Here is a 17,118-nt window from a genome sequence, read left to right on the forward strand (position 1 = left end):
CCGCTGGCCGGTATTCCCTGAATCCGGCATGGCCGGGGTTGCCGGCCAGCGGCCGGCATTACCGCACCCGCGAGGGGCCTTCTCCACGATCCAACAGCCCAGGAGGCCCCTTGTTGTTCAAGGGGGCGCGCCGACAGGCGCGGGGATAAGGCGGAATGCGCGGGCAATTCTGCCTGGGCCGGGCACTGGGACCATGGTCTATTTGGGACCTCGGCCCCGGCTCAGGCATAATTGCCGGTGAAACTTCCTTTGCGCCGGCGTTTCCGGGCACGTCCGGACGGCGTTTTTCCCCCTGTTCGGAACATCGATCAATGACGCAGAAAATTACGGTCATCCGCGGCGACGGCATTGGCCCGGAAATCATGGACGCCACCCTGTTCGTGCTCGACCAGCTCAAGACTGGCCTGGAGTACGAAGACGCCGACGCCGGCCTGGTGGCCCTGGAAAAGCACGGCGACCTGATGCCGGCAGTGACCCTGGAATCGATCGCGCGCAACAAGGTCGCGCTGAAGAGCCCGCTGACCACCCCGGTCGGTGGTGGCTTCACCTCGATCAACGTCAGCCTGCGCCGCCACTTCGACCTGTACGCCAACGTGCGTCCGGCCCACACCTTCCCGAACACCAAGTCGCGTTTCGACAACGTCGACCTGATCACCGTCCGTGAGAACACCGAAGGTGCCTACCTGGCCGAAGGCCAGGAAGTGTCGGCCGACGGCGAAACCGCCTTCTCCGGCACCCGCATCACCCGCAAGGGCTCCGAGCGCATCGTGCGCTACGCCTTCGAGCTGGCCAAGAGCACTGGCCGCAAGAAGGTCACTGCCGTGCACAAGGCCAACATCATCAAGTCGACCTCGGGCCTGTTCCTGAACGTCGCCCGTGAAGTCGCCGCACAGTACCCGGAGATCGAGTTCCAGGAAATGATCGTCGACAACTGCTGCATGCAGCTGGTGATGCGTCCGGAACAGTTCGATGTGATCGTCACCACCAACCTGTTCGGCGACATCATCTCCGACCTGTGCGCCGGTCTCGTCGGCGGCCTGGGCCTGGCCCCGGGTGCCAACATCGGCAAGGACGCGGCGATCTTCGAAGCCGTGCACGGCACCGCGCCGGACATCGCCGGCCAGGGCAAGGCCAATCCGTGCGCGCTGCTGCTGGCAGCCGCGCAGATGCTGGACCATGTCGGCCAGCCGGAAAACGCCGAGCGCCTGCGCAAGGCCATCGTGGCGACCATGGAAGCCAAGGATTCGCTGACCGGCGACCTGGGCGGCACCGGCACCACCATGAGCTTTGCCCAGGCCATCGCCAGCCGCCTGTAAGCGGCCGGCCGACCTCGGTTGGATCCACAGCGGGGCGCCTTCGGGCGCCCCGTTGCGTTGTGGGCCGGCCCGGTAGATCCACGCCGTGCGTGGAATGACGGGGCCTTGGTCCGCAGCCACCCATGGGGTGGCTCTACAGGGAAATTGTCTGTGCGTACATTGCACAGATCATGTGCCGCTACGCGGCTGGTTCGTGCGTCATGCGCTCCGCATCCTGTGCCCACTTCCCAACGCACTGGAGCTCGAACATGAACCTCACCGCCTTCGGCCTGGCCAGCCTGATCGGCATGGCCACCACCGCCCCGGTCGCCGCCGCCGAGCCGGCCCATCCCACCATCCGCCACATGGCTGGCGCGCCGGTCGCGACCTCGCTGGATGCGGCAAAGACCGCCGTGCTGGTCATCGACTTCCAGAATGAGTACTTCGATGCCACGGCCGCACCGGGCTTTGCCGGTGGCCGCATGGTCATTCCCGATGGCGTGGCCGCGCTGCGGCAGGCGAAGCGGGTGGTCGAATTCGCCGATGCCCATGGCATCCGCGTGATCCATGTGCAGCACGTGCTGCCGGCGGGTGCGCCGCTGTTCGCACAGGGCAGCGTCAATGCTGCCTTCCATCGCGACCTGCAGCCGCGCCAGGGCGAGACCGTGGTGCAGAAGGACAATGTCAGCGTGTTCGCCGGCGCGTCCTCCACCGTGCTCGACCCGCTGCTGAAGAACGCCGGCATCGACACCCTGATCGTCACCGGCCTGCAGACCCATGCCTGCGTGGCTGGTGCCGCGCGCGACGCGGCGGCCGCGCCCCGTGGTTACCGGGTGATCGTCTCGTCCGATGCCAGCGCCAGCCGTGACCTGGACCTGGCTGGCGGCCGGCGCATCGGCCATCGCACGCTGCATGAAGCCGCTCTGGCCCAGATCGAGGACGCCTTCGGCGATGTCATGACGACTGACGCGATCCTGGCACTGCCGGTGCGCAAGGCCGGCGACGGCGCTTGATAAGCTGGCGGGGCCCGCATGCCGCGGGCTCCGCCACGTGGAGCTGCCCGCCGATGGATCACTTCGCTGCCCTGCGTGCACTGCGCGCCATCGTCGATGCGGGCAGCTTCACCGCGGCAGCCGAGCGCCTCGGTACCACCCACTCGGCGATGTCGCGGCAACTGCGGCAGCTGGAAGAACACCTGCAGGTGCGCCTGCTCGATCGCAACAGCCGCCGGCTGTCGTTGACCGAGGCCGGGCGCGACTACTACCGTGAGGCGGCAACGCTGCTGGACCGCCTGCAGGAAGCCGACGACCGTGCCCGTGCCGGGCAGGCGCAGCCCAGTGGAAGCGTGCGGATCAGCGTGCCGCAGGTGGTGGCCAGCCAGGAGCTGCCGCACTGGCTGCCGTCATTCCTGCAGCGTTACCCCCAGGTCACGCTGGACCTGTCGGCCGATGACCAGCTGGTCGATGTGGTCGGTGGTGGTTTCGACCTGGCCCTGCGCATCGCGGCTTCTCTGCCGGACAGCCAGCTGGTCGCGCGCGAGCTGGCCAGCTGCCCGCGCATCCTGGTCGCCGCACCGGCCTACCTGGCACACCACGGACTGCCGCGGTAGGCAGCGGACCTGGCTCATCACACGCTGCTGGGTTTCAGTCCCACGCCAGCAATGCCGCCCTGGCAGTTGCAGGGGCCGCGCGGCGCAACCGCGAGCATCGAAGCCGGGCAGCGCCTGCGCGTGGATGCCACGCCCGCACTGTACGCCGCCGCGCTGGCCGGCATGGGCATCAGCCTGTTCACCGCCTTCACCGTGCAGGAGGATCTGCGCGCCGGTCGTTTGATCCGCGTGCTGCCGGCCTGGCATGCGGGCCAGCGACGCTACTTCGCGCTGTACCCGCATGCACGTGCACTGGCGCCCAAGGTGCGTGCGCTGGTCGAGCATCTCGCGGCGCACTACGCTGCACAGGTGAGCGCGGCAGGGTAGTCGCGCGGTTGCAGCCGGGGTGATGATGGAGTCGGTGTATCTGCTGGTCGCGCTTGGCGCGATCGTCGCCGGATTCGTACAGGGCCTGTCCGGTTTCGCCTTCGGGATGGTAGCGATGTCGTTCTGGGCATGGGGGCTGGAGCCGCGACTGGCCGCTGCGCTGTCGGTGTTCGGCGCGCTGGTCGGTCAGCTGGTGGCCGTGTTCACCGTGCGGCGTGGCTTCAACCTGCGCCTGCTGCTGCCGTTCGTGCTGGGCGGCCTGGCGGGCATTCCGCTCGGCGTGATGGTACTGCCACACCTGGACATGGACTGGTTCAAGGCGCTGCTGGGCGGCTTCCTGGCGCTGTGGTGCCCGGTGATGCTGATGGCGCGATCATTGCCGCCGATCCGCGTGGGTGGTCGCATCGGTGACGCGATCGCCGGCATGGCAGGTGGGGTGCTCAGCGGCATCGGCGGTTTCGCCGGACCGGTGCCGACGCTGTGGAGCACGCTGCGTGGCTTCGGCAAGGACGAGCAGCGCGCGGTCATCCAGAACTTCAACCTGGCGATGCTGGCAGTGACCATGGCCACCTATGTCGGCAGCGGCCTGGTGAGCCGGCAGATGCTGCCGTACTTCGCCATCGTGGCGCCGGCGATGCTGGTGCCGACCCTGCTGGGTGCGCGCGTCTACATCGGCACCAGCGAGGCGCGCTTCCGGCAGATCGTACTGAGCCTGTTGACCGCGTCGGGCATCGCATTGCTGGCGTCGTCGATGCCGGCGCTGCTGGCGCGGTCGTAACCGGTTGAACGTCAGGTCGGGCGGAACATGCGGAAGCGCTGTCCGGCGCCGATGCGGAAGTAGTCGGCAGGCCCGCCGCCGCGCAGGATCGGGGCCGCCGCAGCGGTGTCGTAGATGCCATCGACCAGCAGCCGTTCATCGATATGCACCGTCACCACTTCGCCCAGCACCAGCCAGCCGTTGGTGTCCTGGCCGGCGGCATCGCGCAGGCGGACGATCTGCGTGCAGCGGCATTCCATGCTTACCGGGCTCTGTGCCACGCGGGGCGGTGTGACCTGCGTTGAGGCCAGTGGCGTCAGGCCGGCAAGGACGAACTCGTCGACATCCGGCGCGACCGCACGGCAGCTTTCGTTCATCGCCTCGGCCAGGTCGAAGGTGGCCAGGTTCCAGACGAATTCACCGGTGGCTTCGATGTTGCGCAGCGAGTCTTTGCGGCCCTGGCTGGAGAAGCCGATGATCGGCGGGGTGTAGTTGAAGGCGTTGAAGAAGCTGTAGGGCGCCAGGTTCAACGTGCCCTGTGCGTCGCGGCTGGAAATCCAGCCGATCGGGCGCGGGCCGATGATGGCGTTGAACGGGTCATGCGGCAGACGGTGGCCCTCTGCCGGGCGGTAGCTGTGGAAGGTGTCGGGCATGGGGGCAGGGGACGTGTGGGCTTGCTCGACTCTACAAAAAAGCCGCGACCCTTGCGGATCGCGGCTTGTCTTTCTCGGCGTGGCTGGACTCAGCGCTGCTGGATCTTCGACAGCAGGCGCAGGAACTCCACATACAGCCAGACCAGGGTCACCATCAGGCCGAATGCGCCATACCACTCCATGTACTTCGGCGCGCGCTGGGCCACGCCGGTTTCGATGAAGTCGAAGTCCAGCACCAGGTTCAGCGCCGCCACGACCACCACGAACAGGCTGAAGGCGATGCCCAGCCAGCTGGAGTCGTGGATCACCGGCACGTTGATGTTGAAGAAGCCCAGCACGAACGAGGCCAGGTAGAGCAGGGCGATGCCGCCGGTGGCGGCGACCACGCCCATCTTGAAGTTCTCGGTGGCCTTGATCACGCCGCTGCGGTACGCGAACAGCAGCGCAAACAGGGTGCCGAAGGTCAGCAGCACGGCCTGGAACACGATGCCCGGGAACTTGGCGTTGAACACGGCCGAGATGGCGCCGAGGAACACGCCTTCCACCAGCGCGTACATCGGCGCGGTGACCGGCGACCATTCCTTCTTGAAGATGGTGATCAGCGCCAGCACCAGGCCGCCGATGCCGCCGCCCAAGGCGTACAGCTTGGCCGCGTCCATGACCTGGCCGTAGTCGTCGATGGTCTGGTTCCAGGCGAAAGCGGCCGTCAGCACGGTCAACAGCAGCAGGAAACCGGTCTTGTTGACGGTGCCGTTGAGGGTCATTGCCTGGTCGGGGCTGGTCACCACCGAACCGCTGGCAAGGTCGAGGAAGGTCGACTCGGAAAGAGCCGGGTTGCCGCTGCGCATGCGTGTTCTCCGTGCGAATGAGGGTCAGGACGGCCATCCGGCCGATGGGCGTGAGCATAGCCGATGACTGCTTTCGGCGTTGTGGCAGGCCGCGGAACTGCGCATCCTTCGTTGACAGTTCCCAACGCGCTTGGCGACAATGACCAACTCCCCGGGCCTGACCCGAGGGGATTGCAAGACCGGGGTATAGCGCAGTCTGGTAGCGCGCCTGCTTTGGGAGCAGGATGTCGGGGGTTCGAATCCCTCTACCCCGACCAATCCCACGTCACGTCGGATTGGACACCGTTCCGGTTCGGGCGCCCGTAGCTCAACTGGATAGAGCACCGGCCTTCTAAGCCGGCGGTTACAGGTTCGATTCCTGTCGGGCGCGCCATTGGCGGGACAGCGGGATCGCATCGGCGGATGTGAAGAAGTGCTTGCAAAAGCGTAAAGACTCCACCAGAATATCGGACTCGCTTCGGCGGACCGGAACTTCGGTGACAGTCTCCAGGCAAGGTTTCAAGGTTCCAGTGCTGGCGGTATCGGCGGTGGAGCGAAAGTTTCAGTGGTGGCTGTAGCTCAGTTGGTTAGAGTACCGGATTGTGATTCCGGTGGTCGGGGGTTCGAATCCCCTCAGCCACCCCACTGATTCAACCGCATCGGCGCAGCCGAAACGGTATTGCAATAAACAGAAAGCACGCTACAATGTGCGTCTGAGTTTCACGGGCCGTTAGCTCAGTTGGTAGAGCAGTTGACTCTTAATCAATAGGTCCAAGGTTCGAATCCTTGACGGCCCACCAAGACGGAAGCCACCTGGTACGCCAGGTGGCTTTTTTCTTATAGGTGTGACCCTTTCGTTTCAATGGGCCACACGTTGCAGGGCCCCGCCTGGCGTGGATCTGCAGCGCATCGGGATCGCAGTGCTGGTTTCAACGATGTTGAAGAAAGTGCTTGCACCCACCGAGCGGATCGGGTCATAATTCGCGCCCCGATTTCGGGCTGTTAGCTCAGTTGGTAGAGCAGTTGACTCTTAATCAATAGGTCCAAGGTTCGAATCCTTGACAGCCCACCAGACGAAAGCCACTTGGTCATCCAGGTGGCTTTTTTCTTGCCCGCACGCCGGGTTGCGCTTCATCCACGCATGGCGTGGATCTACTGAAGCAGTGCTGAAATCAGGGGCATACGCGTCATCAGTGCTTTCAATGCTGTGCACTGCTTCTCACCGCATGGCGTCCTGCATCGCACCCAATAGATCTTCCGCGCCGATGGCGCATGCAGGAAGGAAGATGTTGATGGCTGAGATCACTCGATTGCACGGCACGGTGTGGGTTCCCTTCGCGTTGATGGCACTGGCGGCCCGCACGCCGGGCAATGATCCCGCGCAGGCTGTCGAGCGTGATGCGGGCGCAGAGCGCATTCCGGCGCGCCAGATCGACGACGCCATGCAGTTGCGGCCGGCCCGGCCCGCGGAGGGGGAGGTCCTGCCCGGCGCGGTGGACGTACAGCGCAATGCGGACGGTTCGGTGGATGTGCGCAGGGCTGCGCCGGCGTCGGTGGCCCTGCGTCGCACCGACGATGGGGGCGTGGAGGTCCGGAAGGTGGATGCGGCCGTCGACCCGAGCTCAGGCGCGGCGCCGGCCCGCACGGTACCGCAGCAGTAGGCTGCGGCCAGCCCGGCGGTCGCGCACCCGCCGGGCTGGCCGCGATGCAGCGATGGCGCGGAGCGTAGTGGATTCAGCTTTGTGCAGGCCTTCCGATTCCAGTCGCCGCCTGCGACAATGAACACCTGTGCCGGCCACGCGAAAGTGGCGGAATTGGTAGACGCCCTGGATTTAGGTTCCAGTGAGGGTGACCTCGTGCGGGTTCGAGTCCCGCCTTTCGCACCATCTGGCCGAGCACAGATTGCCTAAGTGATTGAAAAATAAGCTGGCGACGGTCAGTTGTGCTATTGGATTCCCGCTTTGGCAATTGATCCCTGTCTCGGAACGTCACCTGTTCCGTTCGAGGCGGCTGGGAGGCGGAACTGCTCCAGTGCAGACATGCCCTGGAGCGATTGCTCGGCCAGTACCTTCGCGTAGACCGCTGAGGTGGTCTGGATGTCGCGGTGTCCGAGCCACTCCTGCACGAGCTTGATGTTGCCGGTCGCCAGCAGCAGCCGAGTGGCGCAGGTATGGCGGAGCGCATGTGGTACGCACTCCTTCTCGGAAGCGAGATGTGTCCCCTTGATGGCCCATTGCCACAGCCGGTCGGCGCGCGTGCGATTGAGCATGGTGAAGGGGCCGTCCGATGTGGCCGCCAGGGCGTCCTTGCGCCGCTGTAGAACCTCGGCGACACGGGCGGTGCAGGGTAGGGTGCGGGGACGCCCCTTCTTGAGCGTAGCGTGCCGCCAGAAGCGGACGTGGAGCCTTCCGCCCTGCTCGACTACTTCGGACCACCGGATGCCGATGGCCTGGCTCATGCGGCAGCCCAGGTCGGCGAGGCACACGAACAGGTCGCGGTAGTCCGCCCCGTCGCGTACCCGTGGGTGGCCTCCGGCAGGGCCGTTCGGGAGGGTGTCCCACTCCAGCAGCCGCGCCAGGATCATTTCCTCGTCCTCGACGTTCAGGACGAACGTGCGTGCGTTGTCCCGCTCGTCGGCCAAGCTGTACTCGGGCAGCTCTCCCAAGAACCGGCCGGCCTTCCTCTCGCGTTTCAGCAGGGCAAGGAGGCACTGCATCTTGCGGTTCACGGTGGCGGGAGCTGCCTTGTTGGCGAGCATCCGTTGGGCCATGTCGTTGACCGCGGCCTGCGTGATGTCGTTGATGGGCGTGTCCTCGCCCAGGTAGCTCTGGACCACCTTGCAGTTGGTACGCACGGTGTCGATGGACCGGAGCTTGCCCCAAAAGTTGCGGTTGTCCAGCGCGTCGTCCATCGCGTCCTTGAGGGTGCGCTGGCGGACCTTGGCCTTCGCCACGGCCATCTGCACCGACCGGGACTTGCCCCGAATCAGCTCCCGCAGCGCGTCCTCTGCAATCTCGGGGTCGTCGCGCAGGGCGTCGAGGACCGCCTGCTCCTTGCGCTCGGCTGCCACGCGGTCGCGGGTGCCGGTGGACAAGCGCACGCGCCGGTATCCCTCCTGCACGTCGAGCATGTAGTAGCGCTTATCGGGCGCACCCGGCTTGGGCGCGGTCCCTTTGAGGCGAAGGGCCATGTGTATCTCCAGAAATGAAAAAGGCCCGCACTAGGCGGGCCTCGGGGCACAACGGGGTGTTGGGGGTTAGGCGGCTGCGACGCGCGCCGTCACCTTGCGGTTGACACGTTCTGCGAGCGAAGCCAGCCAGTGCAGCGCCTTGGTCGTCGGGAAGATCAGGTTGCGCTTGCGGTAGGCGGGATCGGGGCGCTGCTCCAGGAAGTCAGGCCCCGGCTCGCGGTTACGCTTGATAGACGACAGGTCGAGCACATTGCGGCTCACTGCGGAGGGAGAGAGTCCGCCGAGGACGCGCTCAAGGTCCACCTGCTGAATGCCCGGCTCGTCCACAACGGCGAGCAGGGTGAGGATGCGGGTGGCGGTGATGTCCTCGTCGATCTCTTCCCGGAAGGCTGACAGTGCGGTTGTGAGAATGGCCGTCAGTTCTTTCTGCGAGAGATTCATGGTGCGCTCATTTTCCGTAAGGGGATGGTTCCCCCTTGGGAAACCATCAGGGTCTATCTTGGAGCCGCAATGTAAGGATTACAAGGCCCAAGCCAATGTTGATGGCATTCTTGCCAATTTTGTCCATCCAGAAACCACGCTGCCAGGGCGTGGGGGAGGGGTCGATTCCGATCTCATATCCAAAGGCTTTCACGAACAGGTCCAGGTACTTCTGCCCTGCGAAGGGGCCGTCCTGTCCCCTGCTCACGGCGTTGTAATGCGCCGCCACCCCCGGCTGCGCTCCACAAAAAGGTCTTACGTTTCAGTGTTTTAAGAACGGTAGTGCCAGCATCGCCGCCAGGGTCACAATGGCCCCGACCACGGATGCAAAAAACAGTCCTTGCCCTACGCGGACTACCGCGCTGGCTATTGTCCGTCTCACCGTGCTCATAGACTGAGAACGCCCCCCCCCTGGTCGTCTGCGGATGCGCAGCCCGACAGCATGACGCTGCCGTCGGGCAGACTACAGGCCACAATGATGGCGCGTCCGTAGGAATCAAGTACCACGGGAGAGATTGATCCCGACTGGTGCAGTGAAGTCATGGCCGCGGGGTCTCGGTTGGGGCCGCGGGTGGGACCGGATACGACACCCGCCAGCCACAGTCCTCGGGGACGACCGAGAACTGGATGCGCTCGTTGAGTAGGCCGAGCATCGCGCGGAGAGCGCCGCGCTTCTCGTTATGGTCGAAATTGATGGTCCGAATCATTCGGGCACCTCGTAGGTCCGTTCATGCAGGACCAAAACCTCCCGCTCGAATACCAAGAACGGGCCGAACTGGTGGACGCGGAGGGCCACGTTGACGATCACCAGGGTCGAGTTTGCGGTGAAATCTGCGTTACGCATATGTAAGTCTCCTGTTATGCAAGTGCTACAAATGGAACAATGAGTGCCAAATATCGAGGTTGGCCTTATGATTAGGGCTGAAGGGCGTGATCGCCACTCCCGACCCCAAGGACCATTCGATGATTGACCCCCGCGTAGAAGTCGCCATTACGGCCCTTCACCTAGTCGTATGGGTGTGGACTAGTTCGGTGCCGGCGCATCGCACATACCTGTATTGGCGCAGGGTCTTGCGGAAGCGGCGTTAGCGGCTCCAGAAGTAGAAGCCGCTCACCTCAAACGCGTCACCGTTGAGCCGAATGTCGCGGCCATAGCTCTCGTAGTCGAAGTAGCGGGAGAGGGCGTCGGGCACGCCGTGAAGAAGCCCCGATTCGTCTACATAGTTCTCGGCAAAGTCGGCCCAGCTATCGAACTGGCCCACGTAGGCTTCGTGGAACTGCTCCACGGTCACATCGTCGAGGCCCTCGTGGTCGCAGAAGGCCGTGTAGGCGGCGCGTTCGGTGTCGTTGTGCAACTCGTCCAGCCGCTCTTGCAATGCGCACAGCTTGTCCAGGTCGGGGTGCTCGCCCCAGGTATCCCCGAACACGTCGTCGTAGTCGTGGACGGCCCACTCCTCGGCGCTGGCGACCTTGCCGCTTCCGCCACACGTCGTGCATTCCGCCCCGCCGAATACTCGGGGGACGTATGTGGTTCCAGTACCGCCGCAATCCGGGCAATCAACGGTCACGTTCGGGTGCGGCGACTCGCGCAGGATGCGGGCAATCTCATCGCGCACGTCGTCGGCGTCGCGTCCCTCCAAGTCGATCCACTCGCCGTGCAGGACGCCAGCGTTATATGAGGCAAGGCAGGCAACGTATATTTGCATGGTGTGCTCCAGAAATGCGAAGGCCCGCACTAGGCGGGCCTCGGGATCAGTGGTGGTTGTCGGTCAGTGCGCCCAATCGGGCTTGACGTTCAGCAGGTAGGCGGCGGCCACTGCGCGGGCGGTGTCCTCGTCGGCCACGTCGGCAATCCACCACCAGCGGTCCTTACCGGCCCAGCGGTAGACGCCCCAAAACTGCGCGGCCATCGGTGCGCAAGGCTCGACGCTCCCGTCGAACTCTTGGCGGGGACCGTAGGAGACCGATCGGTCGCCCAGGGTGACCAGCTTGTCACCGGCAGGTACAGCCAGCTCGTTGTCATTGCTCATTGCGACAGGCCCTTTGCGTGTTCGATGGCGCGATCCAGTGCGCCGGGGATGTTGTGAAAAATGCCGTGGCGTGTCGAGTGGGTGAGGCCGATTTTGTAGACCTCAAAATGGTTCGGCCCCTTGCGCAGCACCCATGCCTTTTCGGTCTCGAACAAGATGTCCTCCTCGCGGTAGCTCATCGCGCGGCTCCCATGCCCTCGGCGATCCATGCGCGGGCCTGCTGCTCGGCGCGGGCCACGCCATCGGCGGTCTCGTGGTTGATGCCGTTCCTCGACAGCCACCCGCCCAGCGGGTCGGCGATGTCGTAGGCCCAAACGCCGCTCCACTGCTCGCCGACCTCCTGCCAGAGGCGGTGCAGCATGCGCGCCACCTCGACAAGAAATTCGGAGTCCTCAATGCCCAGCGGCGCGGTGCTCATCGGCTCGGGCCACGTCCACCCGCTCGCCAGCTGCGCGAGGTCGATGGGGTCGAAGTCGGTATCCCTGATTGCGCGGTTGACCACGGTGGCGAACTCCTCGGCTTGCTGCGGCGTCATCGCGGTCGCCGCCAGTTGTTCGTGATAGCGCCCCGGCTGTGCCAGGAACACGTTGCGGGTTCCGTAGGTGCGCAGTTCCATCACAGCACCCCCAGCCCGCGCAGCACCGGCATCACCAGCGCGTTGGTCTCGTCGTTGTCGCTCCAGTCGCTCGCGGCGTCGTCCCCGTTCTCCCAAATCAGGAGCACAAACCCCGCCTTTGTTGCGTCCGGTCGGTAGAACCGCAGGTGATCGCGGTCGGTAGAGGCGAGGGCCTCCAACACTTCCTGTCGGTCGCGGCTGTGCCGCACCGTGGTTTCTTCGCCGTCGTAGACGCCGAGCGAGTAACCAGCGGCGAGGGCGGCATCCACCAGCGCCACGGCTATGCGCTTTGCGCTCTCGGGGGCGTAGTTGTCGAGGTTCATGGCTTTCTCCGGGCAACAAAAAAGCCGCCTTGCGGCGGCTGATGGGTTCGGGTTAAGCGCGGAGCGCGTCGCTGCACAGGGCTTCCGGGTATGACGAGTCGCGCATTGGCATGACGATCAAAGACGCGCACCTGATGCTCGGATCGGTGATGCCGCCAATACCGAACATGGCCGCCACGTCGCCGCCAGTCACCGGAATCAGTGAAGTGGCCTTGCCGCCGAATGCCTTGCAAATTACACCGGCCGCCTTCACTACGCCTTCGAGGACGGCAGGCGCGAATCCGGACAGCTTGAGTTCGTTCGGCTTGGACACCGCAGCACGCCAGTCCGGGTAGGTTCCATCAACGGCAGCAAACTCAATGGCCTGGCCTCCGCGCTCCGCCTTGAACCGGCTGGCATCGCCCACGGCGCTGAAATAGACATCGCCCTTCATCTTGGCGACCAGCTCGCACGCATTGCGCGGCACGATGATCTTGCCAATGTCCCACGGCAGGCTGGTACGCACCACAAGCATGCGGTGGCCGTCTGTAGCAACGATGATCGCACCATCGGCGTGCGACTCAATCAGCACGCCATTCAAGTAGAAGCGAACGTCATTCTTGGGGGCCACATGCAGAGCGGCGGCGATCAGGGCGGAAGGAATTTTGTTCATAGCTTTCTCCGGGCAACAAAAAAGCCGCCTTGCGGCGGCTTCGGGGGATTGGGGTAGGGCGCTGTTAGAGGAACAGCTTGGTCAGCGTGACGATGCCAGCCACAAAGGCCGTGGCGACCACCAGCGGATACCACCGGGTCTCCATCATCAGCTTGTCGCTCTCGCGGTTGATCTTGCGAATCTCAGCGGTGAGCTTGCGCACTTGCAAGTCCTCCAGTGGTCCATTGGTGCTCATGGTAGCTCCAAAAAAGACCCGCCGTCACACGTCGGCGGGGTGTGGAAAACCGGGTTGACGAAAGGGGATCAGATGACAACGGGGGATGGACAAGGCGCAACTTGGGTGCGGTTCTTGTGTGCCTGGCGCTCCCGCTCGTTGAGTCGGGCGCGGTGCTCGCGGATGCCGCGGCGGATGCAACCGGCCACGTAGTAGTCGCGGGCGGTCATATCAAACGGGATCATCGTCATGGGTTGCTCTCCAGTGAATCGGACCACCAAAACGCCCCATCACAACGGTAGGGGCGCTTTGGCGGTCAGACTCATGCTCGTAAGGCATGGAATCTGACCGTCGCCAGCTTCCGGGAGCGCCTCCAGCTCGCCTAGGAATCCCGTACAGATGGCCCCGCTCTTTCTGGCGGTGACCCGGTATCCGTGGCGGCCTTCATCGGCCCTTACACTTCCCGGCGCGGCTAGTGTTCCCAGCTCCCCGCGTTCTGCCGTGGGCGGCGCTCCTGCCTGCCCCTTTCCTACTGTCCCGACCGCACCCTGCGGCCGTTGTTCGATGGTGGGCATTATGCCCTTTTGCTCCCGGTTTGTCAATCACTCCCGGTGGGGGGATGGTTGAGCCGGACGTTACCTGCGGTGCGCTTAGGGGCCTTTGGGGCTAGTCCTCAGTGCTGGCGGGATAAGCTCTAGGTGCTGTCGATCCATCGGTCGCACGTCTGTCGCCGCCTTTTCCGCTGCCGCCGTGTTGCTGGCGACGGGTATAGATTAGATCAATCCCCGCATGGCTGTCAATACCCCGATGGCAACGATTTTGGATGGTCGCAGGGAGCGCCTAGCGCGCGCGTGGGGAGCTTCTATAGGCGGGGCGGTAGGGATGCCCGTGGCGGGCCTTGCGTGGGCCGTGGTGGCGCATTGGCTGGCCGTGGTGGGCGGCAGGTGGGCATAGGCCGGGGCAGTGTGCGCCGAGGTGGTCGGCAGGTGTGCCGAGGTGGTGCCGAGGTGGGCGCGTGGCGGTCGGGGCAAAAAGACAGATAGGGACAGACAGAGGCGCGAACGTTTGAGCGCGGATGTCTGCAGGTTGCCCAGGTGTCGCATGGGATAGCCTAGGCACTGGATACCTAATCCGGTGGTTCACCTTTGGAATCAGTAGGTTAGCCGAGGTGGTGACGCCGCAGGTGACGCGAAGGGGGCGCATCGTGCCTTACGCTACAGGGGGCGACCCCCTACGGGGGGTGATCGCGCCGTTCCAAGTAGTTGGATACTCCTTCGGAAATTTGCCGCAAACCTTTCGACCACCTCTGTCACTTCGAGGAGACGTTATGTACGCCCGCCGATACACGATAAGAACCGCTACCGCGATCACCGTCCTGGCCTTAGTGCTCGCAGGACTCCCTGCCGCGTACTTTCAGACCGGCGTAAGGAGCGCTGAGGAGTTGCGTTCCTGGAACGAGCAGATCATCGAGAACGACGCCTCGCCGCAGGTGTTGGTTGATGAGGCGGTGCGGACGTTTGACGCCGCGACGAATGACCTCATCAGCAACCGCAATTCCCGCAACCTGTTTCTCCAGCTCGCTTTGGGCATCCCGGCGCTCGCTTGGATTGGTGCGGGCGTGGTGCTATGGGTCATCAAGGATGGGACGGAGGTCTAGTCCGCCGCAGTGGCACCCAAGGAGGACAGAGGAACACCCCAGGAGTGCATAGGAGAACTGTAGCTCTACTTGATGGTGAATACCAATGAATAGAACTCTATAGTCCTGCTAGAGTAATACTTAGGTCTTACTATGATAGCACCCTTGTCAAGCCCTCCCAGTGCTCCGTGGTCGAATAAACTTAGCGGTTGGCATAGACATTACAACGAGCATCTATGGCATCGCTCAATACCCTCCTCATTCGCTTGGCGGCGCTGGTCACTGTCCTCTCGCTGGTCTGTGCTGGAGTGCCCGCCGCCTATCAGCACGCGAAGCTTCGAGCAGCACGGGAGCTGGTCGAACGTACCCGCGAGGTCATAAACGATGACACGACCGCGTACAGCGTGGTGGCCGATGCGGTGCCAATTCTGGATTCTGCACTGACTGAGGCCGCGCAGCACGAGCACATGAGAGGCCTACTCGTGGAATTCACGATTGGCGTCCCGCTGATCGTTTGGTTCGTCGTCTTGGCTGTGATTTGGTGGTTTAAGGACGAGGAATTGGTGTAATAGCTGAATTGTTCAGGTACGCGTAGAGTCGCTTACTGTCTCTTAACGAGCCGTCGATTACGGTACGAGCCGCTTGGGAACGTAGGCGTGGGAGAGCGCGATGGTTTCGGGTACAAACGGCGAGGGTCGCCTCGGGTCGTTGTTGGTCATAGAAGATGACTCTGACCTTTCAGGGATGTTGAAGGAAATCCTGACGATGCAGGGTTATGAGGTCGATGTGGTCGCCTCGTCATCCGAGGCGTTCGAGCGCATAGCGACCCGAGCATTTCACGCGGCGATTTTAGACATCCAGACGCAGGACGGAGCCTCGGTATCCGTCGCCGATTACCTTCTGTCGCACCGGATTCCCTACATGTTCGCGTCCGGAGTTCCTAACCCACAGTTACCTGACGCACACCAATGGGCGACCTTCCTCCAGAAGCCGTACAGCATCAGAGAACTCATGAGCGCGCTTGATAGGACTCGCCAAATCGGTATTTCTGTTTTGGCGCGTCCATGCGCCAGTAGCTCATTCCCGCTGTTTTAGGAAGCGCTTGGTCACTGTGTCGTAGGTCTGCACCGGAGGACCGCTATAGAGGTCCGTCGAGCAGGCCATGAGGACTGCTTCGGTCGCGTTGTGGCCTGCCTTCATGGCGGCCAGGGCAATCGCACCACCACTACCGGCGACGAGGAAGTCGCGCCGGAGGTCGAGAGGGAGACCGTCGTGGTAGAAGGCCACCGGGTTGTCCCGCAGGCCGACCACGAGGATCGTGTACTCGCCCTTGGTCAGTTCGTCGAATCCCTCCGACAGCTCGCGCACGGCTCGCTGGATGTGGGAAGTGGTGCCCGCGCCGAACACCACCAGGTCGCGCCCGGTGGTGTCGGTGGTGCGGTAGAACTTCTCCTCCTCGTACCGCAGATCACCAGCGGTGACCTGCGAGTCGATAGCAACGAGCCGGCCGTCAAAGGCCAGCGTGGTCACTGCTTGATGTGCTCCCGCCAGTAGCTCGGGGTGAACGCAGCCCACTCGATGTCGCTCACGTCATCCCACAGGCGCTCCGCGGCATTCCGCAGGTGCTCCCACAGGCCGCCGAGGACGACGTAGGGCAGCGCCAGGAACACGGCGACGAACAGCCAGCCGGTGTAGGTGCGACGGGAGGTCTCGCGCAGGCTCTCCAGGAGCCACTGCGAGGCGAGGGCAATGCGCAGCGCTACGTACCCCTTGGCGCGCTCGTAGGCGCGCACCAGGCGCTCGCTGGCGCGGTTGTAGATGGTCTTGATGGTCACTTGGAGTTCCAGAGTTTGACTTCCGCCTCGCGGCGGTCGATGAGGCCGGGCAGGTCCCTCAGCACACCCCTGACGCGACCCTTGGTCCATCGGCGGAGCTGTGCGGGCACCGCCGCGTAGTCGCCCGCGTTGAGCACGCGGAGCAGGGTGGAGCTGGCGAAGTTGCCCTCGCCAAGGTTGAACACGAAGTCGATCAGAGCGGCTTCCTGCGGCGCGCTGAGGGGCACGCGTACGTATCGACGGACGACCGTAGCGGCCTTGGAGAGATCAGCCTCCAGCAGTTCCACAGCGCGTTCCTCGGTGATGCGGAGGCCGGGCCTCACGTCACTGCCGGTGTGGCCGTAGCCGATGGTCCACTTGTCTGCGGGGCACAGGTAGGCCACCAGGCGCAGACCCTCCGACTTCATCGTCAGGGGGCGCGCGAGCTGGACAGCCTGGCTCACACCGGGGCGTAGGGGTTCGACTGGCCGCCCTGGGTGTGGCAGCAGGGAGCGTGGTTGCAGTCGCACGGCGTTACCGGCGCGGGTGCGCTCGGGTCGTCGTTGTCGTCGTCGTTCTTGCGGCGCAGGAACAGGTACAGCAGGGCAGCGGCGGCGAGCGCCATCAGCCACGCAGCGAGCGTGTTGGACATTGGG

General features: G+C 64.1%; 24 protein-coding genes, 6 tRNA genes and 1 pseudogene. 14 read left to right on the top strand and 17 right to left on the bottom strand.

All coding sequences use genetic code 11. The features are described 5' to 3' along the window. Window positions 1-311: 311 nt before the first annotated feature. From AC5P98_RS00370 to AC5P98_RS00385, 4 genes and pseudogenes are all read left to right on the top strand, one after another. Window positions 312-1,316 (top strand): isocitrate dehydrogenase, encoded by a 1,005-nt coding sequence (locus tag AC5P98_RS00370; RefSeq protein ID WP_014036138.1) that lies wholly within the window; start codon window positions 312-314, stop codon window positions 1,314-1,316. Window positions 1,317-1,564: 248 nt separating this feature from the next. Further along, the gene (locus AC5P98_RS00375; protein WP_014646091.1) at window positions 1,565-2,308 is read left to right on the top strand and encodes a cysteine hydrolase family protein; all 744 of its coding nucleotides are present in this window, start codon (window positions 1,565-1,567) and stop codon (window positions 2,306-2,308) included. Window positions 2,309-2,361: 53 nt separating this feature from the next. Continuing rightward, window positions 2,362-3,270: pseudogene (locus tag AC5P98_RS00380) on the top strand (LysR family transcriptional regulator). 25 nt (window positions 3,271-3,295) lie between these two features. Then, on the top strand, window positions 3,296-4,048 hold the full coding sequence (locus tag AC5P98_RS00385; RefSeq protein WP_495229914.1) for a sulfite exporter TauE/SafE family protein: 753 nt from the start codon (window positions 3,296-3,298) through the stop codon (window positions 4,046-4,048). An 11-nt stretch (window positions 4,049-4,059) separates the two neighbouring features. On the opposite strand, the gene AC5P98_RS00390 is transcribed toward AC5P98_RS00385, so the two are convergent. Together AC5P98_RS00390 and AC5P98_RS00395 are read right to left on the bottom strand one after the other, a co-directional pair. After that, entirely contained in the window at window positions 4,060-4,680 is a 621-nt protein-coding gene (locus AC5P98_RS00390; protein ID WP_014646094.1) for a flavin reductase family protein, read from the bottom strand. An 89-nt stretch (window positions 4,681-4,769) separates the two neighbouring features. Next, entirely contained in the window at window positions 4,770-5,528 is a 759-nt protein-coding gene (locus AC5P98_RS00395) for a Bax inhibitor-1/YccA family protein (protein WP_032961785.1), read from the bottom strand. A 180-nt stretch (window positions 5,529-5,708) separates the two neighbouring features. Between AC5P98_RS00395 and AC5P98_RS00400 the strand changes: the two genes are divergently transcribed. The 7 genes from AC5P98_RS00400 (at window position 5,709) to AC5P98_RS00430 (ending at window position 7,393) form a co-directional block, all read left to right on the top strand. Further along, window positions 5,709-5,785: transfer RNA gene (locus AC5P98_RS00400), tRNA-Pro, on the top strand. Between the two features lie 39 nt (window positions 5,786-5,824). Next, window positions 5,825-5,901, top strand: a tRNA-Arg gene (locus tag AC5P98_RS00405). A 174-nt stretch (window positions 5,902-6,075) separates the two neighbouring features. Then, window positions 6,076-6,152 (top strand) — tRNA-His (locus AC5P98_RS00410). Between the two features lie 79 nt (window positions 6,153-6,231). Next, window positions 6,232-6,307 (top strand) — tRNA-Lys (locus tag AC5P98_RS00415). A gap of 196 nt (window positions 6,308-6,503) precedes the next feature. After that, window positions 6,504-6,579, top strand: a tRNA-Lys gene (locus AC5P98_RS00420). Window positions 6,580-6,799: 220 nt separating this feature from the next. Then, window positions 6,800-7,168 carry a hypothetical protein gene (locus AC5P98_RS00425; protein ID WP_049404107.1) on the top strand — a complete coding sequence of 123 codons (369 nt, stop codon included), beginning with the start codon at window positions 6,800-6,802 and terminating at the stop codon, window positions 7,166-7,168. A gap of 138 nt (window positions 7,169-7,306) precedes the next feature. Continuing rightward, a tRNA-Leu gene (locus AC5P98_RS00430) sits at window positions 7,307-7,393 on the top strand. A gap of 59 nt (window positions 7,394-7,452) precedes the next feature. On the opposite strand, the gene AC5P98_RS00435 is transcribed toward AC5P98_RS00430, so the two are convergent. From AC5P98_RS00435 to AC5P98_RS00485, 11 genes are all read right to left on the bottom strand, one after another. Next, entirely contained in the window at window positions 7,453-8,697 is a 1,245-nt protein-coding gene (locus AC5P98_RS00435) for a tyrosine-type recombinase/integrase (RefSeq protein WP_480984523.1), read from the bottom strand. A gap of 66 nt (window positions 8,698-8,763) precedes the next feature. Beyond that, on the bottom strand, window positions 8,764-9,138 hold the full coding sequence (locus tag AC5P98_RS00440; RefSeq protein WP_005412378.1) for a winged helix DNA-binding protein: 375 nt from the start codon (window positions 9,136-9,138) through the stop codon (window positions 8,764-8,766). 742 nt (window positions 9,139-9,880) lie between these two features. Next, a complete protein-coding gene (locus AC5P98_RS00445) occupies window positions 9,881-10,021 on the bottom strand; it encodes a hypothetical protein (RefSeq protein WP_005412379.1) in 141 nt (46 codons plus the stop codon). Between the two features lie 241 nt (window positions 10,022-10,262). After that, window positions 10,263-10,883 (bottom strand): antirestriction protein ArdA, encoded by a 621-nt coding sequence (locus AC5P98_RS00450; RefSeq protein ID WP_480984522.1) that lies wholly within the window; start codon window positions 10,881-10,883, stop codon window positions 10,263-10,265. 63 nt (window positions 10,884-10,946) lie between these two features. Then, window positions 10,947-11,207, bottom strand: coding sequence for a hypothetical protein (locus tag AC5P98_RS00455; RefSeq protein ID WP_032961791.1), 261 nt, complete (start codon window positions 11,205-11,207; stop codon window positions 10,947-10,949). Next, the gene (locus AC5P98_RS00460; RefSeq protein WP_032961794.1) at window positions 11,204-11,386 is read right to left on the bottom strand and encodes a hypothetical protein; all 183 of its coding nucleotides are present in this window, start codon (window positions 11,384-11,386) and stop codon (window positions 11,204-11,206) included. Before AC5P98_RS00460 ends, AC5P98_RS00455 begins: the two co-directional genes overlap by 4 nt. Continuing rightward, complete coding sequence (locus AC5P98_RS00465) at window positions 11,383-11,823, bottom strand: hypothetical protein (RefSeq protein ID WP_005412383.1); 441 nt, start codon at window positions 11,821-11,823, stop codon at window positions 11,383-11,385. The genes AC5P98_RS00460 and AC5P98_RS00465 overlap by 4 nt, the downstream gene beginning before the upstream one ends. Continuing rightward, window positions 11,823-12,146 carry a hypothetical protein gene (locus AC5P98_RS00470; protein ID WP_480984521.1) on the bottom strand — a complete coding sequence of 108 codons (324 nt, stop codon included), beginning with the start codon at window positions 12,144-12,146 and terminating at the stop codon, window positions 11,823-11,825. The genes AC5P98_RS00465 and AC5P98_RS00470 overlap by 1 nt, the downstream gene beginning before the upstream one ends. 52 nt (window positions 12,147-12,198) lie before the next feature. Then, window positions 12,199-12,798, bottom strand: a complete 600-nt coding sequence (locus AC5P98_RS00475; RefSeq protein WP_005412385.1) for a DNA polymerase III subunit beta family protein — start codon at window positions 12,796-12,798, stop codon at window positions 12,199-12,201. 64 nt (window positions 12,799-12,862) lie between these two features. Then, on the bottom strand, window positions 12,863-13,033 hold the full coding sequence (locus AC5P98_RS00480; RefSeq protein ID WP_004154558.1) for a hypothetical protein: 171 nt from the start codon (window positions 13,031-13,033) through the stop codon (window positions 12,863-12,865). A gap of 68 nt (window positions 13,034-13,101) precedes the next feature. After that, complete coding sequence (locus tag AC5P98_RS00485) at window positions 13,102-13,263, bottom strand: hypothetical protein (protein WP_154267699.1); 162 nt, start codon at window positions 13,261-13,263, stop codon at window positions 13,102-13,104. A gap of 1,076 nt (window positions 13,264-14,339) precedes the next feature. Here AC5P98_RS00485 and AC5P98_RS00490 point away from each other — a divergent pair. The 3 genes from AC5P98_RS00490 (at window position 14,340) to AC5P98_RS00500 (ending at window position 15,743) form a co-directional block, all read left to right on the top strand. Continuing rightward, window positions 14,340-14,669 (top strand): hypothetical protein, encoded by a 330-nt coding sequence (locus AC5P98_RS00490; RefSeq protein WP_032961796.1) that lies wholly within the window; start codon window positions 14,340-14,342, stop codon window positions 14,667-14,669. Between the two features lie 215 nt (window positions 14,670-14,884). Next, window positions 14,885-15,217: a hypothetical protein gene (locus tag AC5P98_RS00495; RefSeq protein WP_235641933.1), complete on the top strand. Its 333-nt coding sequence runs from the start codon at window positions 14,885-14,887 to the stop codon at window positions 15,215-15,217. Between the two features lie 100 nt (window positions 15,218-15,317). Further along, the gene (locus AC5P98_RS00500) at window positions 15,318-15,743 is read left to right on the top strand and encodes a response regulator (RefSeq protein ID WP_480984520.1); all 426 of its coding nucleotides are present in this window, start codon (window positions 15,318-15,320) and stop codon (window positions 15,741-15,743) included. Here AC5P98_RS00500 and AC5P98_RS00505 read toward each other — a convergent pair. From AC5P98_RS00505 to AC5P98_RS00520, 4 genes are read right to left on the bottom strand one after another with little or no spacing between them, the layout of a single operon-like run. Beyond that, a complete protein-coding gene (locus tag AC5P98_RS00505) occupies window positions 15,726-16,178 on the bottom strand; it encodes a hypothetical protein (RefSeq protein WP_336340892.1) in 453 nt (150 codons plus the stop codon). The genes AC5P98_RS00500 and AC5P98_RS00505 overlap by 18 nt on opposite strands. Beyond that, window positions 16,175-16,483 carry a hypothetical protein gene (locus AC5P98_RS00510; RefSeq protein WP_111174102.1) on the bottom strand — a complete coding sequence of 103 codons (309 nt, stop codon included), beginning with the start codon at window positions 16,481-16,483 and terminating at the stop codon, window positions 16,175-16,177. Before AC5P98_RS00510 ends, AC5P98_RS00505 begins: the two co-directional genes overlap by 4 nt. Then, window positions 16,480-16,926 (bottom strand): lysozyme, encoded by a 447-nt coding sequence (locus AC5P98_RS00515; protein ID WP_329750759.1) that lies wholly within the window; start codon window positions 16,924-16,926, stop codon window positions 16,480-16,482. Before AC5P98_RS00515 ends, AC5P98_RS00510 begins: the two co-directional genes overlap by 4 nt. Beyond that, complete coding sequence (locus AC5P98_RS00520) at window positions 16,923-17,114, bottom strand: LPXTG cell wall anchor domain-containing protein (protein WP_049397867.1); 192 nt, start codon at window positions 17,112-17,114, stop codon at window positions 16,923-16,925. Before AC5P98_RS00520 ends, AC5P98_RS00515 begins: the two co-directional genes overlap by 4 nt. Window positions 17,115-17,118: the final 4 nt, after the last annotated feature.

The sequence above is a fragment of the Stenotrophomonas sp. YJH_SMC_135 genome (assembly GCF_059372355.1).

Excerpts from the sequence above, each read along its gene's own strand:
- AC5P98_RS00370 (WP_014036138.1), top strand. The coding sequence starts at position 312 with ATGACGCAGAAAATTACGGTCATCCGCGGCGACGGCATTGGCCCGGAA.
- AC5P98_RS00375 (WP_014646091.1), top strand. The coding sequence starts at position 1,565 with ATGAACCTCACCGCCTTCGGCCTGGCCAGCCTGATCGGCATGGCCACC.
- AC5P98_RS00385 (WP_495229914.1), top strand. The coding sequence starts at position 3,296 with ATGGAGTCGGTGTATCTGCTGGTCGCGCTTGGCGCGATCGTCGCCGGA.
- AC5P98_RS00390 (WP_014646094.1), bottom strand. The coding sequence starts at position 4,680 with ATGCCCGACACCTTCCACAGCTACCGCCCGGCAGAGGGCCACCGTCTG.
- AC5P98_RS00395 (WP_032961785.1), bottom strand. The coding sequence starts at position 5,528 with ATGCGCAGCGGCAACCCGGCTCTTTCCGAGTCGACCTTCCTCGACCTT.
- AC5P98_RS00425 (WP_049404107.1), top strand. The coding sequence starts at position 6,800 with ATGGCTGAGATCACTCGATTGCACGGCACGGTGTGGGTTCCCTTCGCG.
- AC5P98_RS00435 (WP_480984523.1), bottom strand. The coding sequence starts at position 8,697 with ATGGCCCTTCGCCTCAAAGGGACCGCGCCCAAGCCGGGTGCGCCCGAT.
- AC5P98_RS00440 (WP_005412378.1), bottom strand. The coding sequence starts at position 9,138 with ATGAATCTCTCGCAGAAAGAACTGACGGCCATTCTCACAACCGCACTG.
- AC5P98_RS00445 (WP_005412379.1), bottom strand. The coding sequence starts at position 10,021 with ATGCGTAACGCAGATTTCACCGCAAACTCGACCCTGGTGATCGTCAAC.
- AC5P98_RS00450 (WP_480984522.1), bottom strand. The coding sequence starts at position 10,883 with ATGCAAATATACGTTGCCTGCCTTGCCTCATATAACGCTGGCGTCCTG.
- AC5P98_RS00455 (WP_032961791.1), bottom strand. The coding sequence starts at position 11,207 with ATGAGCAATGACAACGAGCTGGCTGTACCTGCCGGTGACAAGCTGGTC.
- AC5P98_RS00460 (WP_032961794.1), bottom strand. The coding sequence starts at position 11,386 with ATGAGCTACCGCGAGGAGGACATCTTGTTCGAGACCGAAAAGGCATGG.
- AC5P98_RS00465 (WP_005412383.1), bottom strand. The coding sequence starts at position 11,823 with ATGGAACTGCGCACCTACGGAACCCGCAACGTGTTCCTGGCACAGCCG.
- AC5P98_RS00470 (WP_480984521.1), bottom strand. The coding sequence starts at position 12,146 with ATGAACCTCGACAACTACGCCCCCGAGAGCGCAAAGCGCATAGCCGTG.
- AC5P98_RS00475 (WP_005412385.1), bottom strand. The coding sequence starts at position 12,798 with ATGAACAAAATTCCTTCCGCCCTGATCGCCGCCGCTCTGCATGTGGCC.
- AC5P98_RS00480 (WP_004154558.1), bottom strand. The coding sequence starts at position 13,033 with ATGAGCACCAATGGACCACTGGAGGACTTGCAAGTGCGCAAGCTCACC.
- AC5P98_RS00485 (WP_154267699.1), bottom strand. The coding sequence starts at position 13,263 with ATGACGATGATCCCGTTTGATATGACCGCCCGCGACTACTACGTGGCC.
- AC5P98_RS00490 (WP_032961796.1), top strand. The coding sequence starts at position 14,340 with ATGTACGCCCGCCGATACACGATAAGAACCGCTACCGCGATCACCGTC.
- AC5P98_RS00495 (WP_235641933.1), top strand. The coding sequence starts at position 14,885 with ATGGCATCGCTCAATACCCTCCTCATTCGCTTGGCGGCGCTGGTCACT.
- AC5P98_RS00500 (WP_480984520.1), top strand. The coding sequence starts at position 15,318 with ATGGTTTCGGGTACAAACGGCGAGGGTCGCCTCGGGTCGTTGTTGGTC.
- AC5P98_RS00520 (WP_049397867.1), bottom strand. The coding sequence starts at position 17,114 with ATGTCCAACACGCTCGCTGCGTGGCTGATGGCGCTCGCCGCCGCTGCC.